Source organism: Haematobacter genomosp. 1 (assembly GCF_002196855.1).
Classification (GTDB): Bacteria; Pseudomonadota; Alphaproteobacteria; order Rhodobacterales; family Rhodobacteraceae; genus Haematobacter.
Genome location: NZ_NIPW01000071.1, coordinates 1 through 25,091, shown reverse-complemented (window position 1 = coordinate 25,091; position 25,091 = coordinate 1). Strand labels below are relative to the sequence as shown.

Genomic DNA, 25,091 nt, shown 5'->3' with positions numbered 1-25,091 from the left:
CATCTGACGAAATCCAGCCGGAAACCTACCCAAGCGGGATCATTCCGGGGGCAGAACCCCCATTTCCAGAGCATGAGACTGCCGAAGTTTTTCGGCAGCCTGCCACAGATCGCCCTCTCCCTCGAAGCACCGGGCGGCGAGGGTCATCGCCATCTCACGGGGAGAGGACGATGCGCGCCTCCGTCTCTGCCGCGATGGCCTGCGGGGTGTAGAGCAGGGGGTGATAGCGGCCGGTGTGCCAGTCCGCCTGAAGGTCGCCGTAATGCGCGCTTCCCGGCACGCCGGACTGGCCCGGCGTATTGACGAAGCGGCTTTCGTCCCAGCTGCCCACGTCGATCAGCATCCGCACGGAGGGGCCGGTAGTCACTTCCAGATCCCCCGCGCGATAGGCGGCGTAGTTCGGGCTGGCGTTCGACCCGCCGAGCGGCAGCGGCGCAAAGGACCACTCCTCCGGCGCCAGCCGGTGCAGCGGATGGCGGAGGGTCAGGCGGTGGATGTCGCCCCAGCGCCAGCGCGCGGGATCCTCCCCCATCAGCGCGGCACAATCGTCCCAGGCGCGCTCGAGACTCGCCGCCACGGCGTCGGGAAGCGGGCGCACCTCCTCCAGCCAGCGCACGAGGCTCGGCGTGTCGTAAGGGGCGAGGAGCGGCAGCACCGCCTCCGGCGCGCCCTCCTCCCGCGCGATGGCGGGGCCGAGATGGCGGGAGAGCCACAGCTCCACCAGCGCGGCGGCCCCGCTCCCGGCGCGCAGATCGCCATCGAAACCGTCAAGCAATGCCGCCACGCGGGGGGACATCACCGGTCCCTGCGCCGTCCCCAGCGCGCGCACGGCCTGCAGGGCGGACAGCGCCGTCGTGTCGGTCTGCATCGCCGCGCAATCGTCGAGCGTCACGCGGTCGTTCTCGGCCAGCGCGCCGTTCAGCCGATCGTGGCGCGAACTGTCCAGCCATTCGTATCCCGGCCACACCCCCTGCCAGTCCTTCGGCACGTTCATGGCGTTGGCCGTCGCGATGAAGCCGCGGGGGGGATTGACCTCGACCGGGCCATCGTCGGGGCTGGCAAGGCCCCGCCATTCGTGGCTTCCATCGCCCGGCACCGGCAGAAGCCCCTCCCACCCGTCGCGGACCGGTGCGGCACCGGAGGGTTTCCACACGATGTCGCCCTGCGTATCCGCGAAGATATGGTTCACCGAAGGGCAGCCCCAGCCCCGGAGCGCGGCCACGTAGTCCCGATGCGAGCGGGCGCGCATCACCGCAAGGCTCGCCATGTAGGGGGCCGTTCCCGGCTCCGTCCAGACGGTGCGGAGCGCATAGGCCCGGCTGCCGTCGGCGTGCAGCACGGGACCGTGGCGGGTGAAATGCAGCGTGACCTTCTGCGGATCATGGCCCCGGACGGGGATGTCCTCCTCCACGCAGCGCATCCGCTCCCACCCGTCGCCGTAGCGGTAGAGCAGGGGATCGTCGGGATGCAGGTCATGGACGCAGAGGTCTTCCTGATCGTGGCCATAGATGGTCAGACCGAAGGCAGCAGTGCCGTTGTGGCCCATGGAAATGCCGGGCACCATCGCCTCGCCCGCGCCGATCGCGTCGAAGCCCGGCATGGTCAGATGCACGATGTAGCGCACGGAGGGCAGCGTATGCGTGCGGTGCGGATCGAGGCAGAGGATCGGCCGCCCCGTCGCCGTCCGCGCGCCGGAAATAGCCCAGTTGTTGGAGCCTTCGGCGGAGGCGATACGGTCGATCTCGCCGAGCGGGGTCGGCTGGGTCCAGAGCGGCGCCTCCGGCAGCGTGGCGGTGAGCCGCTCGGGCGAGAAGCTGACGGGGCTGACCCCCAGCAGGAAATCGCGGATCACGCGGGCAGAGATAAGCGACAGGTCCACCGCAGGCTCCGGCACCACCCGCGGCTCCAGATCCTTGCGCAGAAGGTCGAGCCGCGCTCCCTTCTCCACCCCCGCCAGCGCCATGACCCGCGCGCGCAGCACCTCGGACGTGGCGTTGCGGGTCAACGAGTGGCTGCGCACCCGGACGACATCCTCGGCCTTCCAGCGGGAGGGGGCATTGCCCAGAAGCGCGAATTCCGGGGGCAGCGGCAGGTCGCCCGCCAGCACGCCATCCACGTAGCTGTTGATGCCCGCGGCGAAGGCCGTGCAGATCGCCTCTGCATCCGGGCCGTAGGCCGCCCATTCCGCCGCCATGTCGCCCCGGTAGAGCAGCAGGCGGGAGGCGCGGTCCTGCTCCAGATAGCCGGGGCCGAAATCCCCCGCCAAGAGGCCGAGCCCGCGCTTGCGCGCAAGGTCGATCTGCCACAGCCGGTCACGCGCGGCGTTCCAGCCCTGCGCGAAGAACAGATCGTCCTGCGTTCCGGCGCGGATATGGGCGATACCCCAGCGGTCGATGCGGATCTCGACCTCTCCGGTCAGGCCGGAGAGGCGATGGGTGGTGTCTTCTGGCATGGGTCACACGGCGGATGAGGGGGAAACGGCGCGCCCCCGAAGGGGCGCTGCGAGCAGGTCGCTGAACAAGACCTTCAGCTCCGCATTGGAGCGGGGATCGTTCGCAAACTGGGGAAGTTCAGCCGGGAGTCCACACATTTCGGGTTCTTCCCGGCTGAGTTCCGAACTTTGTCAACAGCCCGCGCTGACTCAGGCCAGTTCGAGGAACAGACCGGCATGGAACTGCGCCCGCTCCACGAGGCTGTCCTCAAGGATGTGCTCGTTCAGCGTGTGCAGCCCCGCCCCCCGGACCCCGGTGGAATCGATCGTGGGGATCCCCAGCGCGCCGGTGAAGTTGCCGTCCGACCCGCCGCCCGAGGGTTCATGCGTCAGCTCGAATCCGATGCGCCCGGCAATGCCCTTCGCCGCGTCGAACAGCGCCATGTCCTGCGGCTGGCCGGGTTTCCAGACAGGCCGCGTCACGCCGCGGGTGACGACGAACTCCACATCGTTGACGCTGGTGGAAAGCCCCAGCATCTTCGCCACGCCCGCTTCCAGATCCGCGTCCGTCTTGGCCATGGAGAGCGCCTCTGCGAAGCAGGTAGAGGAGACGCAGTTCACCCACTGGCCCGCATGGATGACACCGACGGAGAAGGTGCAGTCCTCCGTTGTCATCGCCTCCACCTCCAGAAGCTTCCGCGCCATCAGCGCGATGGCCGACCGGCCGTCCTTCAGCGCCCAGCCCGCGTGCGAGGGCACGCCCCGCGTCTCCAGGTTGAACCGCGCGATGGCATAGCGGCCGATGACGCAGCCGTTGTCCCTGTGCGCAGGTTCCGGCACGATGACGTATTTGTTCATCAGCGCCTCCTGTTCGATCAGGTCGCGCGTGGCGGGGGTGCCGATCTCCTCATCCGGCGTCAGCAGGAAGGTCACGGGGAGGCGCGTGTGCATCCCCGCGCGCATGATCTGGCGCATGGCCTCCAGCGCCACGAAATTGCCGCCCTTCATGTCCTGGATGCCGGGGCCGTAGATGCGCCCCTCCTCCCGCCGCCAGGGGTTCTGCGCGAGCGTCCCCACCGGATGGACCGTGTCCAGATGCCCGGAGACGAGGATGCCGGGCTTTCCCTGATCCGCATGCGGGAACCTGGCGCGGAGCGAGGGGCCGCACCCCATCCGCCCCGGGATCACCTCAAGGCTCGCGCCCGCGGCGGCGGCGTCATAGGCGACCACATCGACCATGCGCGCCACGGCCTCCGCGTCGAAGGTCGGGCTTTCGGTCTCTATCCACGGGCGCAGGCGGCGGATCATGTCCTCGCTGTCGAAGGCGAGGTCGAGGAAGGAGGCGGGTTTCGTGCGGTCCAGAGCCATCACGCGGCCTCTTTGGTCAGCGGCATCCGCCGCTCGACGATCTTCGCATAGATGGAGGAGCCGATGGGCAGCGTCGCCGGATCCAGCACGAAGCCCGGGTTGTGCAGCGGCTGCTCCCCCCCGTGCATCACGTTGATATAGGCGCCGGGCACCTGCCCCAGCATGTCGGCGAAATCCTCGCTCCCCATGACCATCGGCGCGTCGTCCGAGACATTCTCCGCGCCGAGCACCTCCGCCGCTGCGGCAACGTAGTCGTCCGACAGGTCGGGCTCGTTCACCAGCACGTCGAACACGTTGCGCATGTCGAGCCGGATCTCGATCCCGTGCGCGGCGGCAAGGCCCGCGCAAAGCTCTCCCATCCGCTTCTCCACGAGCGCGATCACGTCGCGGTCGAAGTAGCGCACCGTTCCGGTGATCGTCGCGGTCTCCGGCACGATGTTGTAGGCCGACCCGGTGTGGAACTGGGTGCAGGACAGGACGCAGGGCTGCACCGGGTTCACGTTCCGCGACACGATCGTCTGGAGCAGGCCCACCAGCTCTGCTCCGATCACCAGAACGTCGCGGGAGTTGTGGGGCTGCGCCGCGTGGCTGCCCTTGCCGGTCAGCGTGATGTCGAAGAAGGACGCGCCCGCCATCATCGCGCCCTTGCGGATCCGCGCACGGCCGAGCTTCGACATCGGCTGGTTGTGCATTCCGTAGATCTCGTCGCAGGGGAAGCGCTCGAACAGCCCCTCCGCCAGCATCCGCCGCGCCCCGCCCAGACCTTCCTCCGCCGGTTGGAAGATCATCACCGCCGTGCCGTCGAAATCCCGCGTCGCAGCAAGGTATTGCGCGGCGCCGAGCAGCATCGTGGTGTGCCCGTCATGGCCGCAGGCGTGCATCTTTCCGGCATGGGTGGAGGCATAGCCGAGGCCCGTCGTCTCGGTGATCGGCAGCGCGTCCATGTCGGCGCGAAGCCCGATGCGGCGGTTGCCCTGCCCCTTGCCGCGCAGGATGCCGACGACGCCCGTCGTGCCGACGCCGGCATGAACCTCGTCGAAACCCCAGTCGGTCAGGCATTTCTCCACGATGGCGGCAGTCCGGTTCTCCTCGAACCCGATTTCCGGATTGGCGTGCAGATCCTCGAAGATCTCCCGCATCTCCGGGGCCTTGTCCTCGATGAACTTGATGAGTGCCATGTCTCTCTCCCGATCAGGCGACGAGCGGCCGTCCGGCCGCGAAATCCCAGAAGCGTCCCGGCGCCGCGTCGATCAGCGACCGGGTGTAGTCGTTCTTCGGTGCGTGGAGCACCTCGGCGGCGGGGCCCTGCTCCACCACCTTGCCGCGCTGCATCACCAGCACCTCATCGCAGATCTGGGCGGCGACGCGCAGGTCATGGGTGATGAAGATGATGGCGATGCCCGTCTGGCGCTGCAACTCCGCCAGCAGGTCCAGCACCTGCGCCTGCACGCTGACGTCGAGGGCCGAGACCGCCTCGTCCGCCACCAGAACGTCGGGCTTCAGCATCACAGCCCGGGCGATGGCAAGACGTTGACGCTGACCGCCGGAGAACTGGTGCGGATAGCGGCGGAGCGCATCCTCCGGCAGCGACACGATCTTCAGCAGCCGCTTCGCCTCGGCGATCGCCTCCCCATAGGGGGTGCCGTAGTTCAGCGGCCCCTCCGTCAGCGAGCGCGCGATGGTCCAGCGCGGGTTGAGGGAGCGGAACGGATCCTGAAACACCACCTGCAGCTTGCGGCGCTGCGGCTTCATGCCCGCCGTGGTCAGATGGGCGATATCCGTCCCGTCGAGCAGGATTTCCCCCTCCGTCGGTTCGATGAGCCGCATGATGGAGCGGGCGACCGTCGTCTTGCCCGATCCCGACTCCCCGACGATCCCCAGCGTCCGCCCGCGGGTGAGCGAGAAGGTCACCCCATGGGAGGCGTGGACCTCTGTCTTGCGGCTCAGGAACCCGCCGGAGCGGTAGGTCATGCCGAGCGCTTTGGTCTGGATCACCGGCGCGGCCGCGGCCTCCGGGCGCTGCTCCCGCGGGACGAGGCTCGGCACCGCGGCAAGCAGGCTTTTCGTATAGGGATGGCGCGGGGCCTCCAGCACCTGCCGGATGCTGCCCTGTTCCAGTATCTCGCCGTGCCGCATGACGCAGACCCGGTCGGCGATCTCCGCCACCACGCCCATGTCATGCGTGATGAACAGCACCGCCGTGCCATGTTTCTCCTGCAGCTCGGCGATGAGCGAGAGGATCTGCTTCTGCGTCGTCACGTCGAGAGCGGTGGTGGGCTCGTCCGCGATCAGCAGCGCCGGTTCGAGGATCAGCGCCATGGCGATCATGATCCGCTGCCGCTGACCGCCGGAAAGCTGGTGGGGATAGCTCTCGAAGATGCGGGGCACGTCGGGCAGATGAACCTGCTCCATGATGTCGATGACCCGGGCCTTCTTCTCCGCCGCGGGCAGGCGGGTGTGGAGATCGAGCACCTCCATGATCTGCGCGCCGACCTTCATCACCGGGTTCAGCGCCGTCATCGGCTCCTGAAAGATCATGGCGAGGCTCGCCGCCCGCATCCGCTTCATCTCCGCCGGAGAGAGCGCCAGAAGATCCGTCCCGTTCAGCCGGATGGCGCCGCCCGTCACCTTCAGCGCGTCCTTCGGCAGCAGGCCCATGGCGGTGAGCGAGGTGACGGACTTGCCCGAGCCGGACTCCCCCACAAGGCAGACCGTCTCCCCCCGGCGGATGTCGAAGCTCACGCCCTTCAGCACCGGGATGGGCTGGCCGCCCGCCACCTCCACCACCAGTCCCTCGATGTCGAGAACCACGGGTTCGGCCGAGAAATCCCTGTCGCGAAGCTGCATCTCAGGCCTCCCGTTTCTTCATGCGGGGGTCGAGCGCGTCGCGCGCGGCATCCCCGATCAGGTTGATGGACAGCACGCAGATCGTCAGCAGCAGGCCGGGCCAGAGCACGATGGCGGGGCTGATGCGGAAATACTGCCGCCCCTCCGCCATGATGTTGCCCCAGGTGGGTATCTCCGTGCTGATCCCCGCGCCGAGGAAGGAGAGCAGCGCCTCCGTCAGAATGGCGGAAGCGACGATATAGGTGCCCTGAACGATCATCGGCGCCATGGTGTTGGGCAGCAGATGCTGAAACAGGATCTTGCCCGTGGAGGAGCCGAGCGCGGTGGCGGCCTCCACATAAGGCTCCTCCCGCGCGGAGAGGATGACGGAGCGGACGAGCCGCACGACGCGCGGCACCTCCGGTATGGTGATCGCCGCGATGACGGAGCCGATGGACGGCCCGTTCAGCGCCACGAGGGCGATGGCGATCAGGATCGACGGCATGGCCATCAGCGCGTCCATGGCCCGCATGATGAGCGAATCCGCCAGCCGGAAGAACCCAGCGACCAGCCCGATCAGCACGCCGATCGTGATGGCGACCACCGCCGTGCAGATGCCGATGAGCAGCGAGATCCGCCCGCCGAGGATCATGCGCGAGAACAGGTCCCGCCCGAAGTTGTCGGTGCCGAGCAGATGCGCCTCCGACGGGGGTTTCAGCCGGTTCAGCGGGTCCATCGCCAGCGGATCATGCGTGGCGATCCAGGGAGAGAAGATCGTCAGCAGCAGCACGGCCGCCAGCAGGATCAGCGCGATGAACGGCCCCCAGCCGCTTTTCGCGGGCGAGGAGAAGGACAGAAGCCGGAGCGCGAGCGGCTTCTCCACGAGGGAACGGTTGGCTTCCATCAGTAGCGTATCCTCGGGTCGAACAGCGAATAGGACAGGTCGATCAGCAGGTTGACGAAGACGTAGAGCGTCGCCGTCAGAAGGATCATCGCCTGGATCACCGGATAGTCGCGGGCGAGCACCGCATCGACCGTCAGCCGCCCGATGCCGGGGATGTTGAAGATCGTCTCCGTCACCACGACGCCGGAGATCAGCAGCGCGAACCCTGTGCCGACGATGGTGGCGATCGGCACGGCGGCGTTCTTCAGCGCGTGGACGAAGAGAAGCCGCCTGTCTCCCACCCCCTTGGCGCGGGCGGTACGGATATAATCCTCGTTCAGCACGTCGAGCATGGCCGCGCGCGTCATCCGAGCGATGAGGGCGATGTAGATGGAGGCGAGCGTCAGCGCGGGCAGGATCGCGCGTTCAAGGAACGGCCAGAGTCCGGCGGAGAGCGGCTTGTAGCCCTGCGGCGGCAGCCACCCCAGCCAGACCGAAAAGATCAGCAGCAGCACGTATCCCACAAGGAAGACCGGCACGGAAAAGCCCAGCACGGAAAAGGACATCACCAGATAATCGACCCAGCTCTTGTGCTTCCACGCGGCAAGGACGCCCATCGGGATCGCGGCGCAGACCGCGATGACGATGGTCAGCAGCGCCAGCGCGATGGAGGGCCAGACGCGCTGGCCGACCAGCTCCAGTACCGGCACGTTGGAGATCAGCGACGTGCCGAAATCCCCGCGCAGCAGGTTGCCGATCCAGCGGAAATACTGCGTCACGACGGGTTCGTTCAGGCCCATCGCCTCCCGGATCCGTTCGAGCTGCTCGGGCGTCGCCGCGTCGCCCGCGATGATCGCCGCCGGGTCACCGGGGGTCAGACGCAGGAGAAAGAAGACGAACAGGGAGACGAGAACGAGGACCGGGACAACCGACAGGATGCGTTTCAACGTGTAGGCGAGCATCACATCTCTCCGGGGGGATTGAAGGATTGCGCCCGCCGGGAGGGGGCGGGCGCAAGGGCTGGCGTCAGTCTTCGGCTTTGGTGATGTTCCAGAACACCGGCACCTGGTTGGGCAGCATGTTCTCCACCACCGTGCGGCGCGCCTGCGGGAAGTTGTATTCGCCGAGCGGGATGTAGATCACCTGATCGAGCGTGTGGGCCTGCATCTTCTGCGCGGCTTCCTTCTGCGCCTCGGGCGTGGTGGCGGCGATGAAGCCCTTCTTCAGCGCTTCCAGTTCCGCATCCTCCGGCCAGCCGAACCAGCCCGCATCGCCCCGGCCGTTCAGCATGGGGGAAATCGTCGGAGAGGCGATTTCCGCCAGCATCCAGTTGGTGAAGAAGATGTTCCAGCCGCCGTTCGCGGGCGGTTCCATGGAGGCGCGGCGCGTGACCAGCGTCTGCCAGTCCATCGGCTGCATGTCCACGTTGAAGCCCGCGGCGCGAAGCTGCTGGGCCGCGACGACGGGCTGCGCACGGAGCGTCGGGCTGTCGGTCGGCTGCATCAGCACGATGGGCGTGCCGTCATAGCCCGCCTTCTCCAGCAGCGCCTTTGCCCCCGCCGGATCGCCCGCGCCGGTCAGCGTGGCCGATCCCGTGTCGTCGGCCAGCGGCGTGTCGCAGCCGAAGATCGCGCCACAGACCTTGTAGTAGTCCGGCGAACCGGTCAGCGCGGCCAGCACCGGCTCCTGCGACAGCGCCATCAGCGCCGCCCGGCGGATGTCGGGATTGTCAAAGGGCGGATGCTTGAAGTTCAGGCGGCCCATGGTCTGCATCCCGTAGGGCGAGCGCTTTTCCACCACCACGGTGTCATCGCCGTCCAGCAGCGGGATCAGGTCGGCGGGCATGGATTCGATATAGTCGATATCGCCCGATTGCAGCGCATTCACCGCGGTCTGGCTGTCCGACATGGTGAGCCAGCGAACCTTGTCCACCTTGACGACCTTGCCGCCCGCATAGCCGGAGGCAGGTTCGTCACGCGGAACGTAATCCTCGTTCCTGACATAGCTCACCCCCACGCCGGGCTGGAACTCCTCGGGCACGAACTTGAACGGGCCGGAGCCGATATGCTCCTTGATCGCCTCGTTCGCCGGGGTTTCGGCGATGCGCTTGGGCATGATGAAGGGCGGCAGGGCCGATTGCTTGCCGATGGTGGCAAGGAACGGGCCGAAGGGTTCCTTGAGCGTCCAGACGACCGTCTTGTCGTCCTTCGCCGCCAGCGAATCCGTCACATCCATGATGAGCTGGCCACCCGCGTCCCGCTTGGACCAGCGGGTGAGCGAGGCGACCACATCCTCCGCCGTCACCGGCGCGCCATCGTGGAATTTCAGCCCGTCGCGCAGGGTGAACGTATAGGTCAGCCCATCATCGGAGGCGGCGACATCCGCCATCTGCGGCCGGATCTGGAAGTTCTCGTCCTCCGCGACCAGCACGTCGTAGATCATGTAGGCATGATCGCGGGTGATATGTGCCGTGGTGATGACCGGGTCCAGCACGCGCAGGTCGGAATGCATGACCGCAGTCAGCGTGGTTTCCGCCAGCGCGCCCCCCGCAGCCAGCGCGAGGAAGGAGGCGGCAAGACCGGCCTTGGCCATGTATCGCGGAAGATAGCTCATGTCGTTCCTCTCTGTCGGTTCGTTTTTATGATGGGATCAGGCGGCGCCGAAGGCGGGGCCGTTCGGGCGGAGCCTGATGCCGGGGCGCAGGCGCGTCCACGGCAGGGCGGAGGGGCAGAGCGGCATCGCACCGGGCGCTGTCGCCACAAGGATCGCCTGCGCGATCGGCTCGAAATCCGCCCGGAAGTGCACGGAACTCTTGTTGACCAGAATGCGCTGCGCCTCCGGCTCCACCCCCACCATGCGGTAGAAGTTGCGGTCGGCCATCTGCGCGATATGGCTGGTGACGACCACCGTCACGCCGCCGATCTCCAGCGCGGCGGACGGGCCCATGTCGATCATCGTGCCGCCGTAATAGGGGCCGGTCGCATGGACGCGGCCGTCTGACAGCGCGGCCACGCGGAACCGCGCCTGGAAGGGCGCGTCGTCCGCCAGCCCGGACCGCCCGCCGAGGGGGATCCCGATCTCAGCACCGATGCCTGCCGCATGGGCGGCGCGCGCCGCCTCCGGGTCGTGGAAATTGCCGAGCGCCGCGCCCTCCGCCCCGCAGGCGACAAGCGCGCGGAGCATCCCCGTGGTGTCGGAGGAGCCGCCCGCGCCGGGATTGTCCTGCGTATCCGCGATGACCACGGGGCCCGTCCCGCCGGCGGTGAGACGCATCGCCTCCCGCACGGCCTCGTCGGGGGAGAAGGCCTCCCCCGCAAAGGCCCCTTCCCGCTCCGCCAGCGCGGCGGCAAGGCGGTCGGCATGGGCCGCGACCGCCGCTGCATCCGGCCCGTAGGCAAAGACCGCCGGACCGCAGTCCGGGAAATCCGCCGCCGGGAAGCCAAGGAAGACCGATGCGCTTGCCACGCCCTCGGGCAGATCACGGGTCAGCGCATAAAGGCTCCGCGCCGGTTCCATGCCGGTGCATTGCCAGCTTATCGGGATCAGGTAATCGCCCCGCCGCATCGCCCGCGACCAGCCTTGCGGCGCGTCCATCAACCCGTCCAGCGCCTCCGCCGCACGCCGCCCGGTTTCGGCCATGTCCACATGCGGATAGGTGCGGAAGCCGACCAGCACATCCGCCAGCTCGAACATGCGCGGCGTGATGTTGCCGTGCAGGTCCAGCGCGCAGGCGATGGGGTGATCGGGGAAGTCGGCACGTATGCGCAGCAGAAGCTCCCCCTCGCCGTCGTCCACATGGTCGGCCACCATCGCGCCGTGCAGGTCGAGGAAGATGGCGTCAAAGGGTGCGGCAGCCCGCAACCCGGCCAGAATCTCGGCCACGATCGCCTCATAGGCGGCCGCCGTCACCGGAGCCGACGGGATTGCGCCGGCCCAGAGGATGGGCGCCACATCCCAGCCCGCGGCCTCCGCGTGGTCGAAGGCCCCAGCCATGCCAAGGTTCACGCCCCGGATCGCCTCCCGCAGCGCCGCGCCACGGGTGAAGGCGATATACCCGCCCCCCTGCTGGAAGGCCGCCATGTTCGCCGGAGCGGAGGCAAACGTATTCGTCTCGTGCAGAAAGCCCGCAAAGGCCACACGTCGTTGCAACGGAGATATTCCCTGGTGGTGTTCACCTGTATTGACAGGCGATACTTGTTTATTGAAATTCAGCTTACGCAGACCCGACGCGCTGTCAACCGGCTTTGTGACTTCAAGGAGGCTGAATGTTCCGTGATCTGATCGGCGTGCCTAATTTCGATCCGGCAGAGGCGCGGAATAAGGCGGAAGACCCGCTGTTCGTACGGGCGGCGGCACGGGCCATCTCCGTTCTCACGGTGTTCGAAACGGCCCGCAAGCCCTTGACATTGGAGGAAATAGCCGCGCTTTCCGCCCTTGACCGAAGTGCTGCGCAGCGCATGGTGCACACGCTCGTGTCGCTGGGCATGATCGTGCGCGACCGGGAGGATCGGGGCTATCTTCCGGGCAAGCGCGTGTTGACCATGGCGCATTCCGCGCTCCGGTTGGACCCGGTCTGCCAGCGGGCGACACCGGTGCTCTTGGAGCTTCGCCGACGCACACGGGAGCGGGTGGACATGTCCTTCTGGGACGACACGCGGCTGATCTATGCGCTGCGGATGCCCTCGAAGCACGAGATTTTCACCGCGACCCTCACCGGCAACACAGTGCCCGTCTATTGCACGGCGGGCGGGGTCGCCATTCTCGCGCATCTGAAGGATGAGGAAATCGCGGAGATCTTCGCGCGATCCGACCTCACGCCCTTCACCGCCGCCACCGTCACCACGCTTGCCGAGGTGATGGAGGCGGTGAACGCGGCGCGGTCGCGGGGCCATGCGGTGATGGTCGGACAGCTTCTCCGCCACGAGATCGCGCTTGGTGCCGCAGTGCTCGATGCGGCGCGGCGGCCCATCGGGGCCGTCCATGTGGCGGGCACGCTGGAGGAGTGGACGGCAGAGGCATTCTCCAGCGAATTCGGCGGGTTGCTGGAGACGGCTGTGAAGTCCATCCCCGGCTGAAACACCTGCGTGAACGCGCTGGGTCGGGGGTGGAAAAACCCGGCCCGTGCTGCTACATGTTCCCTATCCGCGCGGCGCGTCCGACCGGAGTTTCACACAGGTAAACCAGATGTCCAGCGACAGCAGTCGAAGACCCCTGCCGCAACGGCTTTCGGACCGGGCCTGACAAAGGCTCTCCCGACGGCCCGCGCGGCCCATCGAGGAGAGAGCCATGACCCACGCCATCCCCGCGCGGAACGGCATCATTGCCCGTTGCCTTACCCGTTTCACCTCCCGCCAGGGCGCTCATATCCAGCCGGAAGCCCGGCAGGATGCGCATGTCCCTGTCTGGCGCATCGACCCTGCCACCGGACGGATCGAATGCTGCTGGAGCGCCGAGCCCGCCGAGATCAACGACTGGACATCCCGCCCATGGATCGCCCGGGCCAGCCTGATCCGCGCGATGGGCCAGCAACGCCGGCTGCGCGGCCAATGACGATCTGCCGGTTGCGTCTTCCCGCGCGACCGGCACGCCCGGCACCTCCCAGCAGGTTCAGCAGGCTGCTGAAAAAGTTCAGGCATGTGCTGTCCATGCTCTGGAAATCGGAAATCCCCCCGGAACCGCCAGCGATGCATGCATTTCGGGCTGATTTCCCCAGATTACGGACGCCTTCCCGCTCCCGCCCAGACACGGAGGCCCTTTGCAGCACCCTGTTAGTGGCCCGCCTGCATCGCTCCGCCCTTCTTTTGCCGCCTTTCGAGAAATCGGGGCCGCTTGCGCTAGCTTGGCGTCAAACCTCCATGAACGGTTACCGGATGACACCGCAGCAGAAAAGCCGACACTCCGCCCCGCAACGCTCCCGCTCAAGGCTCACCTCACCCGTTTCGCTGATCCTCGTCTCCCTTCTGCTCGCCGGATGCGGCGGGGGGGCGCAGCAGGCGTCGCGACCGGTCCATTACGTCAGCGAACAGACCGTCGCCATGTATGCCGCCCAGCCGGATGGCGACATGACCATCCCCGCGGTCAACCCCGCCTGGCTGTCCGATGACAAGGTGCGCCGCGAGGTGGACTACTGGTCGGATGAGAAGCCCGGCACGATCATCGTCGATCCGTGGGCGCGCTACGTCTATTACATCCTCGGGGACAACCGGGCGATCCGCTACACCGCCGCCGTTGGCAAGGAAGGGCGCGGTTTTGCCGGCACCGCCTATATCCCGATGAAGCGCGAATGGCCGCGCTGGACGCCGACGGCCAACATGATCAAACGCGAGCCGGAGGTCTATGAACCGCTCCGCGGCGGCATGGAGGGCGGGCTGGACAATCCGCTGGGCGCTCGGGCGCTCTATCTCTACCGCAACGGGCGCGACACGCTCTACCGGATCCACGGCACGCCCTATCCCTGGACGATCGGGACGGCCGACAGCTCTGGCTGCATCCGGCTTTACAATCAGGACTCGCGTGACCTCTACGACCGGGTGGAAACGGGGGCCAAGGTCATCGTGCTGCGCAGGGATCAGTTCGGGCGGGGCACCGTGCCGCCCGGCACCCCCCTTCCCACACCGCCCGCCGACGACCTCTCCGTGGCGGCGCCGGAGGCCACTGCGGATACGGAAGCCGGGATCGAGGCGGGGATCTAGCGCTCCTGCCGCTCCATCACGCGCCTTGCCGCCCAGCCGGTGGCAAGGTGCAACCCGACAGCGATGACGGCGATCAGCAGTACCGCCGCGAACATCAGGTCGGTGCGCGCCCGCCCGTTGGCCAGCAGCATCAGATAACCGAGCCCGCGTGAAGCGCCGACCCATTCCCCGATCACCGCGCCGATCGGGGCATAGACCGCAGCGATCTTCAAACCCGACAGCAGGCCGGGAAGGGCTGCGGGGATCTGCACGCGCCGCATCATTGTCCAGCGGCGCGCCTGCATCACACCGGCCAGGCGCACAAGGGGAGGCGGCGTGCGCAGAAGCGCATCCAGAAAGCTCGCCGTCACGGGGAAGTAGACCACGATCAGCGCCACGGCGATCTTGGACTCCATGCCGTAGCCGAACCAGAGCGTGAAGATCGGCGCGAGGGCAAAGACCGGTATCGCCTGGCTCAGCACCAGCAGCGGCTCCGCCACCCGCTTCAGCGGCGGTGAGAGCGCCAGCACCACCGCCGTCGCCGCGCCAAGCACCGCCCCCAGCACCAGCGCCACCGCGATCTCGCCCAGCGTGACCACGGCATGGCTGGCCAGCAGCCCGGCATTGTCGCTGATCGCCGCCGCCACGCGAAGCGGCGCGGGCAGGATGTAGGGCGGAAGACCCGTGACGCTCACCACCCCCTGCCAGAGCAGCAGGATCGCGGCGACGGGCGCGAACCAGCGGATCATGCGGCCTCCATCAGCCGGCGGGTCAGTTCCCCCGTGGCCGCCAGAGTCCGGGGGCAGTCAGGCGCCCGTGGGATCGCCCCTTCCGGCGGCGGCAGTTCGCACAGACCATCGGCGGTGAGGAGCAGCAGATGCTCCCCCAGCCGCGCGGCCTCCGCAGGGTCATGGGTCACGTGTAGCACCGTCCGCCCCTTCAGCGCGTCCGCCGCCAGCGCCTGCATCCGCGCCCTGTTGCCCACGTCCAGCGCAGAGAACGGCTCGTCGAGCAGGATCACCGGGCGGTCCTCATAGAGAGTGCGGGCCAGCGCCGCCCGCTGCCGCTGCCCGCCGGAGAGCGCATGGGGTTTCCGCTCCGCCTCCGCCGCCAGCCCGACGGCGCTCAGCAGGCAGCGCGCCCGCTCCGGCTCCGCCCGCTCCCGCCGAAGCCGCGCCCCGAGCATCACGTTGTCGAGCAGCGTGAGCCATGGGGCCAGCATGTCCGCCTGCGCCATGAGCGCCACACGACCGGCAAGGCTCCCGCCATCCTCCGCCGTCGCCACCCCCCGAAGCCGCAGACCGGGATCGAGGCCGGAAAAGCAGTGCAGCACCGTGGACTTTCCCACGCCCGAGGGGCCGAGCAGGCAGGTCCAGCACCCGCCCGGCACCATCAGGGCAATCGGGCGAAGCAGCGTGGCCGCACCGGAATGGACACTGCCGGCAAGCCGCAGGCCTGGCGTCATGCCTCTGCCGGGGCGGCGAGGTCCCCCATCGCAAGCCCCATGTCCCAGAACCGCGTCTCCAGCACCGTCGCGACGCGGAACCGCCCAGCGAGCGAGGGCCAGCGCGGACTGTCCTCCACCGGGGCGCCGATCCGCCGCGCGGCCGCGCTGTCCATCAGGCGGCCGACGTCATGGCAGAGCGCCTGATAGGCATCGCCGCCATAGGTTTCGATCCACTCCGCATAAGGGCCTCCCGCGCCGCCCGAGCGGAGGCGCAGGCCGATCTCCCCATAGCCCATGACGCAGGGCGCCAGCGCCACCAGCAGGTCGAGGAAGTCCCCCATGTGCCCCGCATCCATGACGAAGCGCGTATAGGCGAGCGTTTCCAGCCGCTCCTCCGCGCTCTCCAGCGCGTCCTCGCCGATGCCCACGCGGGCGCAGAGCCGGACATGCAGGGCCATCTCGTCATTCAGCAGCGCGTGCACGGCGGCGGCGGCGTAGCGCATCTCCTCCAGCGTTTCGGCCTTGGTGACGGCCAGCGCCCACGCGCGGGAGAAATGGCGCAGGAACAGGTAGTCCTGCACCAGATAGCCCAGAAAGGCGTCTCGCGGCAGGCTGCCCTCCCCAAGCGAGGTGACGAAGGGATGGCCGACATAGGCCGGCCAGACCGGGCCAGCCGCGCTGCGAAGGCGCGGGAACAGATGACCGTAACTCATTGGGAAAACCCGAGGTCTATCGCCAGATCGCTCACGCTCGCCTTGCCATCGGACAGGCCGGACGCGGCAAGGAAGGCCTCGAACCGGGCGTATCTGCCGTGGTCCAGCGCCGCCGGGCTGTGCGCAAACCGGGGCAGCGTGTCGCGCCACGCCATCCGGTTCAGATCATCGTTCAACTCCGGCGCGTAAGAGGCGAATATCTCCCAGCTTTCCTGTGGATGGTTGACGATGTATTGCACCGCCTCCTCTGTTGCGGCAAGGAAGCGGGAAATCTTCTCCGCATCCGCATCGGGGTTCGCGACATAGATCAGCTCATCATAGGGGGGCACGCCATGCTCCTCCGGGTAGAAGCACCGCCCCTCCACGCCGTTGAGGGTCATCTGGTTCAGCTCGAAGTTGCGGAACGCGCCGATGACGGCATCCACCTGCCCCGACAGCAGCGCAGGAGACAGCGACCAGTTCACATTGACCAACTCCACGTCGGCGCGGCTCATCCCGGCGCTGGCGAGCATGGCCCCCAGCATCGCCTCCTCCACCCCCGCGACGGAGAAACCGACCTTGCGCCCCTTCAGGTCGGACAGGTCCCCGACAGGCCCGTCTGCCCGCACCAGCAGGCAGTTGAGCGGCGTGGCGATCAGCGTTCCCACCCGGCGGAGCGGCATGCCCTCCGCCACCTGCAGGTGAAGCTGCGGCTGATAGGAAACAGCGATATCCGCACGCCCCGCAGCCGCCATCTTGGGCGGATCGGCCGGGTCCGCGGGGGCCACGATCTCCACCTCCAGATCGTGCGCGGCGAAGTAACCCTTCTTCTCCGCGATGATGAGCGGCCCGTGATCCGGGTTCACGAACCAGTCGAGCATGACGGTAAGCCGGTCCGCCGCCAGCGCGGGTTCGGCCGCGAGACAGGCGGCGAGGACGAGGTATTTCATGGTTGCTCCCTATGATCGCCAAGGGCGACAAGTACGATCTCACCGGGCCACAGCGCGGCGAGCCTTTCCGCCGCAACCCATGCCCTCTGGCCGGAGCGGCAGCAGAGCACGGCCCGCTGCCCTGCTTGCGGCAGCGGCCCATCGGCGACGAAATCCGCAGCCGTCAGGCGCAGCGCCTCGGGGCGGACAATCCGACCCTCATGCTCCGCGCGAAGATCGACGGTGAAATCATTGGCGCTTATATCATCGGCGTGAATGAAGACGGGACCGGCTACCTCCTCCGCACCGAGAAAGGAGAACCCGCCGAACCGCTGCGCCCTCCCGTCATAGCTGACGATACGGCCCAGCGGCGCGGGCTCCATCCCTGCCAGCAGGGTCAGCGCCATCTGCGCCTGCACCGCGCCCACCACGCCCACCACCGGTCCCAGAACCCCGTCCTCCGCACAGGAACCAAGGCGGGGCGGCAGCTCGGGAAAGACCGCCCGCAGGCTGGGAGCACCGCCGCAGAACACACCCGCATAGCCCTCCGTCCCGATGACGGAGGCGCTGACGAGGGGCAGGCCCGCGGAAAGACAGATGTCCGAGAGGATGTAGGAGATGGCGAAACTGTCGGCGCAATCCAGCACCACATCGACGCCCGAAACGAGCGCATCGACGTTGCCCGGGTCCAGCGCCGCGACGACCGGTTCCGCCACTGTCTCCAGGTTCAAGTTGCCGAGGGCGCGGGCGGCGGCCTCTGCCTTGGGGTGCCCGATATCGGCATGGCGGAACAGGGTCTGGCGGTGAAGGTTGCTCTCCTCCACCCGGTCGGGATCGACGATGCGGAGCCGCCCCACACCTGCCCCGGCGAGGTATTGCAGCACCGGTGCAGCCAGCCCGCCCGCGCCTACGACCAGTGCCGTGGCACGGCCCAGCCGCTCCTGCGCCGTGGCGCCAAAGCCCGGCACGGCGATCTGGCGGGCATAGCGGTTCATCGCGTCGCCTCCATCCACGCCCGGATCCGGGCCTCCGGCTCCGGGTTCAGGGTGATGTCCGTGACGACGGAGACGACATCCGCCCCGGCGGCAAAGGCCAGCGGCGCGCGCTCCACCGACAGCCCGCCGATGGCGACGAGCGGGATCGGCCCGACCCGCGCCTTCCATTCCCGCACCCTGTCCAGCCCCTGCTCATGCCATTTCATCTTCTTGAGGATCGTGGGCCAGACCGGCCCCAGCGCCACGTAATCCGGGGCATGGGACAGCGCGCGTTCCAGTTCCGCCTCGTCATGGGTGGACAGGCCGAGCCGCAGCCCCGCCCGCCGGATCGCGGCGATATCGGCCGTGTCGAGATCCTCCTGCCCGAGATGCACCCAGTCGCAGCCCGCATCGATCGCCAGCTGCCAGTGGTCGTTGACCACCAGCACCGCCCCCGCCGCACGGCAGAGCGCCTGCGCCTCCACGATCATCGCGCGCGTCTCCGCCTCCGGCCGGTCCTTCACCCGAAGCTGGACGAAACGCACGCCAAGCGGCAGCGCCCGGCGGAGCCAGTCGGGATGGTCGAAGATCGGATAGAACCTGTCGGGCCTCATGCCAGCACCGCCATTCCGATGACGGGGGTTGAGGGGGCGGCCATGTCGCGGGGGTCCATCGGATCGGCCTCGAACGCCAGTCGCCCGGCCTCCAGCGCGCGGGCGAACCCCTCCGCCATGGCGGCCGGATCACCGGCCTTGGCGACGGCGGTGTTCAGCAGCACGGCGTCGAACCCCATCTCCATCGCCTGCGCTGCGTGGCTGGGCAGGCCAAGACCCGCGTCGATCACCATGGGCACGTCGGGGAACTGCGCGCGCAGCGTGCGAAGCCCATAGGGATTGGAGAGGCCGCGCCCCGTGCCGATGGGCGCCCCCCACGGCATCAGCACCTCGCAGCCCGCCTCCAGCAGACGGCCCGCCAGCACGCCGTCCTCCGTCGTGTAGGGGAACACCCTGAAGCCGTCGCCGGTCAGGATGCGGGCGGCCTCCACCAGCCCGAACGGGTCGGGTTGCAGCGTGTCGGGATGGCCGATCACCTCCAGCTTGATCCAGTCAGTGCCAAAGACCTCCCGCGCCATATGGGCGGTGGTGACGGCCTCCTTCACCGAATGGCAGCCCGCGGTATTGGGCAGGAGCGGCAGGCCCAGATCGCGGATCAGCCCCCAGAACGCGCCCCCCTCGCCACCCGCACCCTCCCGCCGGAGGGAGACGGTGGCGATCCCGGCGCCGGAGCGGCGGAACGCCTCCGCCAGCACGGCGGGAGAGGGATATTGCGCCGTTCCCAGCATGAGGCGCGAGGCGACCTCGGTTCCATAGAATACCGGCATGTCAGCCTCCCTGCCGGGGGGCGAGAACCTCCACCCGGTCGCCATCGCAAAGCGCGTGATCCGCCCGCCGCGTCGCGGGAACGAAGGTTTCGTTGACCGCCGTCGCGACCCGCGCGCCGCCGTAGCCCAGTTCGTTCAGCGCGGCGGAAAGCGTCGTGCCCTCCACCTCCGCCGCCGTGCCGTTCAGCGTGATCCGCATGCTGTCTCCTCCTTCTGCCGGGTCGCCATCAGCAGGTCCGCCGCCGCGATGGCCATGGCGGGGGACAGCAGAAAGCCGTGCCGGAACAATCCGTTGATGTGAATGCGACCTGCCCGCCGAAAGACGCGCGGCATGTTGTCGGCAAAGGCGGGGCGGGCTTCGGCGCCGATCTCCAGCACCTCGGCCTCCGCAAAGGCGGGGTGGAGCGCATAGGCCGCGTTCAGCAGTTCCACCACCGAGCGCAGCGTCGCGGGGCCGCGCGCGCCGGTCTCGATCTGGGTCGCGCCCAGCATATAGACGCCCTCCCCGCGCGGCACGATATAGAGCGGGTGGCGCGGGTGCAGCAGCCTGACCGGCCGGCGGATCATCAGGCCGGGGGCGCGGAGGATCACCATTTCCCCCCGCACACCGCGCAGGTCCGGCAGGCAGTCACGCGCGGCAAGGCCACGGCAGTCGATCACCTCTCCCTCGGCCGCCCCGCGATCAGTGAACTCCACGCCCCGCCCGACGAGGTTGCACATGAGCTTGGCCAGCGCCGCGCGGGGGGCGAGATGCGCCTCCGCGGCGAAATGCAGCGCGCGGTCGAACCGTTCGGCAAGGTCCGGCTCCAGCGCCGCGATCCCCTCCCGGTCAAGCGTCCGGTGCCCCTCCGTCCGGCGGGCGAAGCGGAGAAGCTCCGATCTGTCGCGGCCGGGGGCGAGGACCAGCGTTCCCTCCCGCACCACTTCCACGCCCGCCGCCTGCCACCACTCCGCCGCCTGCGCGCCGAGCCGGACCACGGCGGGATCGGCGCTCTCCCCCTCGCAGAAGGGGGCCAGCATGCCGCCCGCCCACCACGAACAGGCCTGCGGACCGGGCGCCCCCGCGGGATCGACGATCCGCACCCGCAGGCCCCGCGTCGTCAGTTCCTGCGCGACGGTCAACCCCGCGACGCCCGCCCCAAGGATGGTGACGACATCGGTCATGCCGGAACCTCCTGCGCGTGCCAGACCGCGTGAAAATGGTGGACCGGCCCGTGCCCCGCGCCGATCGCAAGGCCATCCGCCGCGCGGATCGCCGCCTGCAGCCAGACATGCGCCTCTGCCACCGCCGCCTCCAGCGTCGCGCCGCGCGCAAGGCAGGACGCGATGGCGGAGGATAGCGTGCAGCCGGTGCCATGGGTGTTGCGGGTGGCGACGCGGGGTGCCTCGTGGCGGCGAATGCCCGTCGCCGTCACCAGCAGGTCGCGGCAAAGCGGCCCCTCCGCATGCCCCCCCTTCATCAGCACGGCCTTCGCCCCGAGTGCGAGCAGCGCGCGCCCCTGCTCCACGGCCTCCGCCTCCGTCCGGGCGGGAAGGGCGTCCAGAAGGCGGGCGGCTTCGGGCAGGTTCGGGGTCAGCAGCGTGGCCCGGGGAAGGAGGTGGCGGGCAAGGGCGGTAACGGCATCGTCGCTCAACAGCGCATCGCCCGATTTCGCCACCATCACCGGGTCCAGCACAACCGGGCCGCCGTAGCCCTCCAACGCGGCAGAGACCGCGCGCGCGATCTCTGCCGTGCCGAGCATCCCGATCTTCACGGCATCCGCACCGATGTCGGACAGCACGGAGTCGATCTGCGCGGCAACCAGAGCCGGCGGAAGCACCTCCACCGCCTGCACCCCCAACGTGTTCTGCGCCGTGATCGCGGTGATCGCCGTCGTGCCAAAGACACCAAGCGCCGAGGCGGTCTTGAGGTCGGCCTGAATCCCGGCGCCTCCGCCGCTGTCAGACCCCGCGATGATGAGAAGCCGTGCTGCCCTTCCCATGTCGTCCTCCGCTACTTCGGGCGGCACGGGACGACACCAGGACGGTGCCCATAAGGCACCTTCGCAGTTTCCGTTCCCTACGCCGGTATTGCCCGGATCAGGTTCGATGGGTTAGCGTGACGCCTCTCAGCCCTTGCGGGCACCCCAACGGATTTGCGCAGATGCTAGCGACGGGACTTCCGCCGCGCAAGAGGGATTTGTGGCGGGGCAATCCACAGCGCCCGTAGGTGCCTGTGATATTTAACGGGCTGTTAGAAAAGTCCTTAAGTGTCATACCCATGTGCCGGCCTATGTGCCGGAAATCGGAAAATCGGCCCGGAAACGCCCGGAAGTCTATGGATCTCCGGCGGGATTTCGTCAGATGGCAAACGATTTCCGCTCCCGCACAGGCCAAAAGCCTTTTTCAGCAGCCTGTTAATTGATGACTATCGATTATTTTGACCGCCGAGCCGGACGGAAACACCCTCCAATGCCCTTGGCACCGCGAGAAGCAACGGAAACGTCAGGCAGGGCCAAGCGCCCGCCACCTGTCATCGAAGGGGCTTGTCTGTCGCTCTGCCGAGGAAGTTCAGACGTGTCATGTCAATGCTCTGGAACTGGCCCCGAAATGCGTCGATCTCCGGCTGCATTTCGCCAGTTTGCGAATGATTTCCGCCCAACGGAGACCCGAAGGCCCTTCCGGCAGCCTGCTAGGGCTTTGCCCGCGCCTGCTCCGCCAGCTCCAGAACGCAAGGGCCGATGTGTTCCACCACCAGCGTGACACCCTTGGCGGAGGGGTGGAGGTTGTCGGGCTGCATGACACCCGCCGCTACCCGCGCGTCGCTGTCCATCACCGTCAGCGGGCCGAGGAAATCCGTCACCAGAAGCGTGTGATGCGCCTCCGCCAGCGCGGGCCACATGGCGTCGAACTTCGCCTTGTAATCCGCGCCGTAGTTGCCGGGCGCGGTCTGGCCGATCAGCAGCACCGGCAGCCCCCTTTCCCCGGCCGCGCCGAGGATCCGGTCCAGATTGGCGCGCGACGCCTCATAGGGCAGCCCGCGCAGCAGGTCGTTGCCGCCAAGCGCCACGATCAGCGCATCCGTGCCGGGGGTGAGCGACCAGTCCAGCCGCTGCAGCCCGCCCGCCGTGGTATCGCCCGAGACCCCGGCGTTCACCACCGTCACTTCCGCCCCCCTGTCGTCGAGCCACGCTTGTAGCTGTGGCACGAACCCCTCGCCCTGCGGCAGCCCGTACCCCTGCGTGAGACTGTCGCCGAGCGCCACTATTTGCAGCCGCTCCGCCGCGCCGGCAGGCAGCGGCATCGCGAGGGCTGCGACAATCGCGAGCTTGCCGATCACGTTTCCGGCGTCATATCGCAAAGCCCTTGCCGCAGGGGCGAAGCACCCGGCAAGACGCGAGCGGGACAGCGGAAAAAGGTCGGACATGGGCAAGGCGGCGGAGGCGGAGAGCATGGGCGAAGCAGTCCTCGGGCTGGAGAATGTGGAGCTTACACTCGCCGGAAACGCGGGCCGGGTCGAGATCCTGCGGGGCATCACTCTGGAAGTTGACCGGGGCGAGAGCATCGGGCTCGTCGGGCCTTCCGGGTCGGGGAAGTCCTCCCTCCTCATGCTCATGGGCGGGCTGGAGCGGCCGACCGCGGGCCGGGTCACCGCGCTCGGCAAGGATCTGTCGGGGATGGATGAGGATGGGCTGGCCCGGTTCCGCCGCGGACGGATGGGCATCGTGTTCCAGTCGTTCCACCTCGTTCCGACGATGACGGCGCTCGAAAACGTGGCCCTGCCCCTTGAGATCGCGGGAGAGGCGGATGCCTTCGACCGCGCCGCGGCGGAGCTTTCCGCCGTTGGCCTGTCGCACCGCGAGGGCCACTATCCCGCGGAGCTTTCGGGCGGCGAGCAGCAGCGCGTGGCGCTGGCCCGCGCCGCCGCACCGCGGCCGGAGCTGTTTCTCGCCGATGAACCGACCGGCAATCTCGACGGGCGCACGGGGGCGCAGATCATGGACCTGCTCTTCGACCTTCGCGACCGCCATGGCGCGACGCTGGTGCTCGTCACCCACGCGCCGGAGCTTGCGGAGCGCTGCGACCGGCTGATCCGGCTGGCGGACGGGCGCATCGACACCACGGATATGGTCCCCGCCGCATGAGCCCCTTCCCCCCGATCGCCTGGACGATCGCCCGGCGCGAGCTTCGCGGCGGCCTGTCCGGCTTCCGCGTGTTCCTCCTGTGCCTGATCCTCGGCGTGGCCGCCATCGCGGCGCTGGCGACGGTGCGGTCCGCCATCACCGATGCGCTGGCCGATCAGGGGCGGGCGCTGCTGGGGGGCGATGCGCAGATCGAATTCACCTACCGCACCGCTAGGCCCCAAGAACGGCAATGGATGGAGGATCACGCCACCCGTCTTTCCGAGGTGCTGGAGTTCCGCTCCATGGCACGCGCGGGAGAGGATGTCGCGCTCACGCAGGTGAAGGCGGTGGACGCCGCCTGGCCCATGGCGGGAGAGCTGGAGGTCGAGCCGCCGATGCCGGTGGCCGACATCTTCACCCCACGGGACGGCCTGCCCGGGGCGGCGATGGACGGGGTTCTGGCCGACCGGCTTGGCCTTGCCGTGGGGGATAGCTTCACCGTGGGGGACGTGACCTTCCGCCTTTCCGCCCGGATCGTGCGGGAGCCGGACAATACGTCGGGCGGTTTCGCCCTTGCCCCCCGCACGCTGGTCCGGTCGGAGACGGTGCTGCAGACGCCGCTCCTCGCCCCCGGCTCCGTTTTCGACGCCGAGTACCGGCTGCTGCTGCCGGAGGGCACCGACCTTCCCACGCTGGAAGCCGCCGCCAAGGCGCGGTTCGAAGGGGCGGGCATCCGCTGGCAGGACAGCCGCCGTGCCGCGCTCGGCATGTAGCGTCATGTCAGCCGCATCGGCTCGTTCCTCATCCTGCTCGGCCTTGCGGGGCTGGCCGTCGGCGGCGTGGGGATCGCTGCGGCGACGCGGGCATGGATCGCGCGCAAGACCGGGACAATTGCCACGCTGAAGGCGCTTGGCGCGACGGGCGGGGAAATCCGCGCGGCCTTCCTGCTGCAACTGGCGCTGATCGGCGCGCTGGGAATCGCGGGGGGGCTTGTGCTCGGCACGCTGCTGCCGTTGGCGGCGGCCCCCTTCATCCGCGGCCTGCTGCCGGTGGAGATCGCGCTCACCCCCTCCCCCCGCGCCATGGCGGAGGCGGCGACTTATGGCGCGCTCATCGCCACGATCGCCGTCCTGCTGCCGCTCGGCCGGATGGCGGCGGTGCGGCCTGCGCTGCTCTACCGCGATACTGGGCCCGCGCGGCGGAGCCTGCCGGGGGGCGCGACGCTCGGCCTGCTCGCGCTGCTGGTGCTGGCGCTGATCGGGGCAGCCGTCGGCTTTTCGGGAGAGCCGCGCCTGACGCTTGCCACGCTGGCGGGTATTGCGGTGGCGCTGGCGCTGTTGTGGCTTGTGGCGTGGGCGCTCCGCTGGCTCGCACGCGGGCTGGCGC

At 68.5% G+C, this 25,091-nt stretch carries 25 protein-coding genes and 1 riboswitch; of the genes, 6 read left to right on the top strand and 19 right to left on the bottom strand.

Going from position 1 to position 25,091, the window contains the following annotated elements:
- Positions 1–154 precede the first annotated feature (154 nt).
- From CDV49_RS19885 to CDV49_RS19850, 8 genes are all read right to left on the bottom strand, one after another.
- Positions 155–2,452, bottom strand: a complete 2,298-nt coding sequence (locus CDV49_RS19885) for a penicillin acylase family protein (RefSeq protein ID WP_088217006.1) — start codon at positions 2,450–2,452, stop codon at positions 155–157.
- Positions 2,453–2,641: 189 nt separating this feature from the next.
- A complete protein-coding gene (locus CDV49_RS19880) occupies positions 2,642–3,799 on the bottom strand; it encodes a M20/M25/M40 family metallo-hydrolase (protein WP_088217005.1) in 1,158 nt (385 codons plus the stop codon).
- Positions 3,799–4,977 (bottom strand): M20 aminoacylase family protein, encoded by a 1,179-nt coding sequence (locus CDV49_RS19875; protein ID WP_088217004.1) that lies wholly within the window; start codon positions 4,975–4,977, stop codon positions 3,799–3,801. The genes CDV49_RS19880 and CDV49_RS19875 overlap by 1 nt, the downstream gene beginning before the upstream one ends.
- Before the next feature lie 13 nt (positions 4,978–4,990).
- A complete protein-coding gene (locus CDV49_RS19870; RefSeq protein ID WP_088217003.1) occupies positions 4,991–6,646 on the bottom strand; it encodes an ABC transporter ATP-binding protein in 1,656 nt (551 codons plus the stop codon).
- 1 nt (position 6,647) lies between these two features.
- Complete coding sequence (locus tag CDV49_RS19865; protein ID WP_088217002.1) at positions 6,648–7,529, bottom strand: ABC transporter permease; 882 nt, start codon at positions 7,527–7,529, stop codon at positions 6,648–6,650.
- Positions 7,529–8,470: an ABC transporter permease gene (locus CDV49_RS19860; protein WP_088217001.1), complete on the bottom strand. Its 942-nt coding sequence runs from the start codon at positions 8,468–8,470 to the stop codon at positions 7,529–7,531. The genes CDV49_RS19865 and CDV49_RS19860 overlap by 1 nt, the downstream gene beginning before the upstream one ends.
- 64 nt (positions 8,471–8,534) lie before the next feature.
- Entirely contained in the window at positions 8,535–10,121 is a 1,587-nt protein-coding gene (locus CDV49_RS19855) for an ABC transporter substrate-binding protein (protein WP_088217000.1), read from the bottom strand.
- A 36-nt stretch (positions 10,122–10,157) separates the two neighbouring features.
- Positions 10,158–11,657: a M81 family metallopeptidase gene (locus tag CDV49_RS19850; protein ID WP_088216999.1), complete on the bottom strand. Its 1,500-nt coding sequence runs from the start codon at positions 11,655–11,657 to the stop codon at positions 10,158–10,160.
- Between the two features lie 116 nt (positions 11,658–11,773).
- Here CDV49_RS19850 and CDV49_RS19845 point away from each other — a divergent pair, with 116 nt between their 5' ends.
- The 3 genes from CDV49_RS19845 (at position 11,774) to CDV49_RS19835 (ending at position 14,200) form a co-directional block, all read left to right on the top strand.
- The gene (locus CDV49_RS19845) at positions 11,774–12,583 is read left to right on the top strand and encodes an IclR family transcriptional regulator (RefSeq protein ID WP_088216998.1); all 810 of its coding nucleotides are present in this window, start codon (positions 11,774–11,776) and stop codon (positions 12,581–12,583) included.
- Between the two features lie 211 nt (positions 12,584–12,794).
- Entirely contained in the window at positions 12,795–13,058 is a 264-nt protein-coding gene (locus CDV49_RS19840) for a hypothetical protein (RefSeq protein ID WP_088216997.1), read from the top strand.
- A 320-nt stretch (positions 13,059–13,378) separates the two neighbouring features.
- The gene (locus CDV49_RS19835; RefSeq protein WP_256947411.1) at positions 13,379–14,200 is read left to right on the top strand and encodes a L,D-transpeptidase; all 822 of its coding nucleotides are present in this window, start codon (positions 13,379–13,381) and stop codon (positions 14,198–14,200) included.
- On the opposite strand, the gene CDV49_RS19830 is transcribed toward CDV49_RS19835, so the two are convergent.
- The 11 genes from CDV49_RS19830 to CDV49_RS19780 form a co-directional block, all read right to left on the bottom strand.
- Positions 14,197–14,928 carry an ABC transporter permease gene (locus tag CDV49_RS19830; protein WP_088216996.1) on the bottom strand — a complete coding sequence of 244 codons (732 nt, stop codon included), beginning with the start codon at positions 14,926–14,928 and terminating at the stop codon, positions 14,197–14,199. The two genes, CDV49_RS19835 and CDV49_RS19830, sit on opposite strands and share 4 nt — an antisense overlap.
- Entirely contained in the window at positions 14,925–15,644 is a 720-nt protein-coding gene (locus tag CDV49_RS19825; protein WP_088216995.1) for an ABC transporter ATP-binding protein, read from the bottom strand. Before CDV49_RS19825 ends, CDV49_RS19830 begins: the two co-directional genes overlap by 4 nt.
- Entirely contained in the window at positions 15,641–16,339 is a 699-nt protein-coding gene (locus CDV49_RS19820) for a TenA family protein (protein ID WP_088216994.1), read from the bottom strand. The genes CDV49_RS19825 and CDV49_RS19820 overlap by 4 nt, the downstream gene beginning before the upstream one ends.
- Positions 16,336–17,268, bottom strand: a complete 933-nt coding sequence (locus CDV49_RS19815; protein WP_088216993.1) for an ABC transporter substrate-binding protein — start codon at positions 17,266–17,268, stop codon at positions 16,336–16,338. Before CDV49_RS19815 ends, CDV49_RS19820 begins: the two co-directional genes overlap by 4 nt.
- On the bottom strand, positions 17,265–18,242 hold the full coding sequence (locus tag CDV49_RS19810; RefSeq protein ID WP_088216992.1) for a HesA/MoeB/ThiF family protein: 978 nt from the start codon (positions 18,240–18,242) through the stop codon (positions 17,265–17,267). The genes CDV49_RS19815 and CDV49_RS19810 overlap by 4 nt, the downstream gene beginning before the upstream one ends.
- The gene (locus tag CDV49_RS19805; RefSeq protein ID WP_088216991.1) at positions 18,239–18,835 is read right to left on the bottom strand and encodes a thiamine phosphate synthase; all 597 of its coding nucleotides are present in this window, start codon (positions 18,833–18,835) and stop codon (positions 18,239–18,241) included. The genes CDV49_RS19810 and CDV49_RS19805 overlap by 4 nt, the downstream gene beginning before the upstream one ends.
- Positions 18,832–19,602: a thiazole synthase gene (locus CDV49_RS19800; RefSeq protein ID WP_035743812.1), complete on the bottom strand. Its 771-nt coding sequence runs from the start codon at positions 19,600–19,602 to the stop codon at positions 18,832–18,834. Before CDV49_RS19800 ends, CDV49_RS19805 begins: the two co-directional genes overlap by 4 nt.
- Position 19,603: 1 nt before the next feature.
- Complete coding sequence (gene thiS / locus CDV49_RS19795; RefSeq protein WP_088216990.1) at positions 19,604–19,801, bottom strand: sulfur carrier protein ThiS; 198 nt, start codon at positions 19,799–19,801, stop codon at positions 19,604–19,606.
- On the bottom strand, positions 19,786–20,766 hold the full coding sequence (locus tag CDV49_RS19790) for an FAD-dependent oxidoreductase (protein WP_088216989.1): 981 nt from the start codon (positions 20,764–20,766) through the stop codon (positions 19,786–19,788). The genes thiS and CDV49_RS19790 overlap by 16 nt, the downstream gene beginning before the upstream one ends.
- Positions 20,763–21,584 carry a bifunctional hydroxymethylpyrimidine kinase/phosphomethylpyrimidine kinase gene (gene thiD, locus CDV49_RS19785; protein ID WP_088216988.1) on the bottom strand — a complete coding sequence of 274 codons (822 nt, stop codon included), beginning with the start codon at positions 21,582–21,584 and terminating at the stop codon, positions 20,763–20,765. The genes CDV49_RS19790 and thiD overlap by 4 nt, the downstream gene beginning before the upstream one ends.
- A gap of 57 nt (positions 21,585–21,641) precedes the next feature.
- A riboswitch (TPP riboswitch) is annotated at positions 21,642–21,741 on the bottom strand.
- A gap of 532 nt (positions 21,742–22,273) precedes the next feature.
- Positions 22,274–22,885 carry an arylesterase gene (locus tag CDV49_RS19780; protein ID WP_179209283.1) on the bottom strand — a complete coding sequence of 204 codons (612 nt, stop codon included), beginning with the start codon at positions 22,883–22,885 and terminating at the stop codon, positions 22,274–22,276.
- Positions 22,886–23,033: 148 nt separating this feature from the next.
- Here CDV49_RS19780 and CDV49_RS19775 point away from each other — a divergent pair, with 148 nt between their 5' ends.
- The 3 genes from CDV49_RS19775 to CDV49_RS19765 all read left to right on the top strand — a co-directional run.
- Positions 23,034–23,726 carry an ABC transporter ATP-binding protein gene (locus CDV49_RS19775; protein ID WP_088217007.1) on the top strand — a complete coding sequence of 231 codons (693 nt, stop codon included), beginning with the start codon at positions 23,034–23,036 and terminating at the stop codon, positions 23,724–23,726.
- Positions 23,723–24,478: an ABC transporter permease gene (locus CDV49_RS19770; protein WP_088216986.1), complete on the top strand. Its 756-nt coding sequence runs from the start codon at positions 23,723–23,725 to the stop codon at positions 24,476–24,478. Before CDV49_RS19775 ends, CDV49_RS19770 begins: the two co-directional genes overlap by 4 nt.
- A 66-nt stretch (positions 24,479–24,544) precedes the next feature.
- Positions 24,545–25,091, top strand: a 547-nt coding sequence (locus CDV49_RS19765) for an FtsX-like permease family protein (protein ID WP_143413220.1), incomplete at its 3' end; no start/stop codon positions are given.

What these genes read in the sequence shown, in the direction of transcription:
- CDV49_RS19885 (WP_088217006.1), bottom strand. Translation starts at nt 2,452, where the DNA reads ATGCCAGAAGACACCACCCATCGCCTCTCCGGCCTGACCGGAGAGGTC.
- CDV49_RS19880 (WP_088217005.1), bottom strand. Translation starts at nt 3,799, where the DNA reads ATGGCTCTGGACCGCACGAAACCCGCCTCCTTCCTCGACCTCGCCTTC.
- CDV49_RS19875 (WP_088217004.1), bottom strand. Translation starts at nt 4,977, where the DNA reads ATGGCACTCATCAAGTTCATCGAGGACAAGGCCCCGGAGATGCGGGAG.
- CDV49_RS19870 (WP_088217003.1), bottom strand. Translation starts at nt 6,646, where the DNA reads ATGCAGCTTCGCGACAGGGATTTCTCGGCCGAACCCGTGGTTCTCGAC.
- CDV49_RS19865 (WP_088217002.1), bottom strand. Translation starts at nt 7,529, where the DNA reads ATGGAAGCCAACCGTTCCCTCGTGGAGAAGCCGCTCGCGCTCCGGCTT.
- CDV49_RS19860 (WP_088217001.1), bottom strand. Translation starts at nt 8,470, where the DNA reads ATGCTCGCCTACACGTTGAAACGCATCCTGTCGGTTGTCCCGGTCCTC.
- CDV49_RS19855 (WP_088217000.1), bottom strand. Translation starts at nt 10,121, where the DNA reads ATGAGCTATCTTCCGCGATACATGGCCAAGGCCGGTCTTGCCGCCTCC.
- CDV49_RS19845 (WP_088216998.1), top strand. Translation starts at nt 11,774, where the DNA reads ATGTTCCGTGATCTGATCGGCGTGCCTAATTTCGATCCGGCAGAGGCG.
- CDV49_RS19840 (WP_088216997.1), top strand. Translation starts at nt 12,795, where the DNA reads ATGACCCACGCCATCCCCGCGCGGAACGGCATCATTGCCCGTTGCCTT.
- CDV49_RS19835 (WP_256947411.1), top strand. Translation starts at nt 13,379, where the DNA reads ATGACACCGCAGCAGAAAAGCCGACACTCCGCCCCGCAACGCTCCCGC.
- CDV49_RS19830 (WP_088216996.1), bottom strand. Translation starts at nt 14,928, where the DNA reads ATGATCCGCTGGTTCGCGCCCGTCGCCGCGATCCTGCTGCTCTGGCAG.
- CDV49_RS19825 (WP_088216995.1), bottom strand. Translation starts at nt 15,644, where the DNA reads ATGACGCCAGGCCTGCGGCTTGCCGGCAGTGTCCATTCCGGTGCGGCC.
- CDV49_RS19820 (WP_088216994.1), bottom strand. Translation starts at nt 16,339, where the DNA reads ATGAGTTACGGTCATCTGTTCCCGCGCCTTCGCAGCGCGGCTGGCCCG.
- CDV49_RS19815 (WP_088216993.1), bottom strand. Translation starts at nt 17,268, where the DNA reads ATGAAATACCTCGTCCTCGCCGCCTGTCTCGCGGCCGAACCCGCGCTG.
- CDV49_RS19810 (WP_088216992.1), bottom strand. Translation starts at nt 18,242, where the DNA reads ATGAACCGCTATGCCCGCCAGATCGCCGTGCCGGGCTTTGGCGCCACG.
- CDV49_RS19805 (WP_088216991.1), bottom strand. Translation starts at nt 18,835, where the DNA reads ATGAGGCCCGACAGGTTCTATCCGATCTTCGACCATCCCGACTGGCTC.
- CDV49_RS19800 (WP_035743812.1), bottom strand. Translation starts at nt 19,602, where the DNA reads ATGCCGGTATTCTATGGAACCGAGGTCGCCTCGCGCCTCATGCTGGGA.
- thiS (WP_088216990.1), bottom strand. Translation starts at nt 19,801, where the DNA reads ATGCGGATCACGCTGAACGGCACGGCGGCGGAGGTGGAGGGCACGACG.
- CDV49_RS19790 (WP_088216989.1), bottom strand. Translation starts at nt 20,766, where the DNA reads ATGACCGATGTCGTCACCATCCTTGGGGCGGGCGTCGCGGGGTTGACC.
- thiD (WP_088216988.1), bottom strand. Translation starts at nt 21,584, where the DNA reads ATGGGAAGGGCAGCACGGCTTCTCATCATCGCGGGGTCTGACAGCGGC.
- CDV49_RS19780 (WP_179209283.1), bottom strand. Translation starts at nt 22,885, where the DNA reads ATGCCGCTGCCTGCCGGCGCGGCGGAGCGGCTGCAAATAGTGGCGCTC.
- CDV49_RS19775 (WP_088217007.1), top strand. Translation starts at nt 23,034, where the DNA reads ATGGGCGAAGCAGTCCTCGGGCTGGAGAATGTGGAGCTTACACTCGCC.
- CDV49_RS19770 (WP_088216986.1), top strand. Translation starts at nt 23,723, where the DNA reads ATGAGCCCCTTCCCCCCGATCGCCTGGACGATCGCCCGGCGCGAGCTT.